Raw genomic sequence first — 1444 nt, forward strand, 5'->3', positions numbered from 1 at the left:
TTGACGGGATTGAGGATGTCGCTGGGCACATCGGGCAGCGCGGTCGGGACTGCGAAACCGAAATATTTGTCGGTGCGGAATTCGACATTGCGCAGCGAACCGTTGAGGGCCGCGGTGAGCAGCGCGCGCGTCACCTTGATCGGCATCCGGCTTCCGGTGCCGTATTTGCCGCCGGTCCAGCCGGTGTTGACCAGCCAGCAATCGACATTGTGCTTGGCGATCAATTCGCGCAGCATGTTGCCGTACACCGACGGATCAAGCGGCAGGAACGGCGAGCCGAAGCAGGTGGAAAATTCCGGCTGCGGCTCGTTGCCGAGACCGCGCTCGGTGCCGGCGACCTTGGCGGTATAGCCGGACAGGAAGTGATACATCGCCTGCGCCGGCGTCAGCTTTGCAATCGGCGGCAACACGCCGAAGGCGTCGGCCGCCAGCATCACCACGTTCTTGGGCTGGCCGGCACGTCCGGTGCGCGAGGCGTTCGGGATGAAGTCGAGTGGATAGGCCGAACGGGTGTTTTCGGTCTTCGAACCATCGTCGAAATCGGGCACGCGGGTGCGCTCGCCGAGCACGACGTTTTCCAGCACCGCGCCGAAGCGGTTGGAGGCCGCGAAAATCTCGGGCTCGGCTTCCGGGGACAGCTTGATGCACTTGGCGTAGCAGCCGCCTTCGAAATTGAAGACGCCGTCCTTGCCCCAGCCATGCTCGTCGTCGCCGATCAGCGTGCGCTTGGGATCGGCCGACAGCGTGGTCTTGCCGGTGCCGGACAGGCCGAAGAAGATCGCGGTGTCGCCGTCGGGGCCGACATTGGCCGAGCAGTGCATCGGCAGCACGCCCTTGGCGGGCAGATAATAGTTTAGCGTCGTGAACACGCTCTTCTTCATCTCGCCGGCATAATAAGACCCGCCGATCAGGACGATCTTGCGGGCGAAATCGATCGCGACGACGTTCTCGGACTTGCAGCCGTGACGTTTGGGATCGGCGCGGAAGCTCGGCAAATCGATGATGGTCAGCTCCGGCACGAAGCTGGCGAGATCCGATGCGTCGGGGCGGATCAGCAGCGTGCGGATGAACAGCGAATGCCAGGCGAGCTCGGTGAAGACGCGGGTCTTGATCTGAAAGCTCGGATCGGCGCCGCCATGGAGGTCCTGCGCGAACAGCGTCATGCCTTCGGCGTGCTTCAGGAAATCAGCATAGAGCGCGTCGAACTGCTCCGACGTGATCGACTGGTTGCCGGCCCACCACATCTTCTCGGTGGAGGCGTCGCGCACCGTGAACTTGTCCTTCGGGCTGCGGCCGGTGAACTCGCCAGTGTCGGCGCACAGTGCGCCATCGGCGGACAGCACGGCTTCGCCGGATGACAGCGAATATTGGTAGAGCTGCGGCGCTCCGAGGTTCCAATGCACCTCTTTGAGTTTCTTTAAGCCAAATTTATCGGCGCCAAAGG

The 1444-nt window shown here is 62.9% G+C and carries 1 protein-coding gene; it reads right to left on the reverse strand.

The window, feature by feature from the left end; translation table 11 throughout:
• Positions 1-1444 (reverse strand): phosphoenolpyruvate carboxykinase (locus tag JQ600_RS36635; RefSeq protein ID WP_212490451.1); only part of this gene is annotated, 1444 nt, incomplete at both ends.

The sequence above is a fragment of the Bradyrhizobium sp. AUGA SZCCT0176 genome (assembly GCF_018130145.1).
Classification (GTDB): Bacteria; Pseudomonadota; Alphaproteobacteria; order Rhizobiales; family Xanthobacteraceae; genus Bradyrhizobium.